Annotated in this window: 1 protein-coding gene; it reads left to right on the forward strand. The window is 35.6% G+C overall.

The annotated features are described in order from the left end of the window. Window positions 1–519, forward strand: a 519-nt coding sequence (locus tag AC3WTA_RS28485) for a transposase (RefSeq protein ID WP_492333150.1), incomplete at both ends; no start/stop codon positions are given.

The following is a 519-nucleotide window of genomic DNA, read 5'->3' on the forward strand; positions in this document are numbered from 1 at the left end:
CAACAAAAACGATTACAAGATCAAGCTGTAAGAGAAAAAAAGAAAGGAATGAAGTATTCTCCTCGTAGTAAACGACTCAGTGGTATCAATGTATATATGACAAACACTTCTACAGATATTGTCCCGATGGGACAGGTACATGACTGGTATTCTTTGCGTTGGCAAATCGAAATTTTATTTAAAACGTGGAAGTCATTCTTTCAAATCCATCATTGTAAAAAGATAAAATCAGAACGATTGGAGTGCCATTTATATGGCCAATTGATTGCCATTCTACTCTGTTCTTCTATCATGTTTCAAATGCGCCAATTGCTCCTCATGAAGAAAAAACGAGAGCTTAGTGAGTATAAAGCCATATATATGATTAAAGACTATTTTCTTCTTCTATTCCAAACTATACAAAAAAACACCCAAGAGCTATCAAAGGTGTTACTCCGCCTGTTCAATCTCCTACAGCAAAACGGGCGGAAATCTCATCGATATGAGAAAAAAACGGTCTTTGATATATTAGGTGTCGTT

This window comes from Bacillus sp. EB106-07-01-XG149 (genome assembly GCF_058791555.1).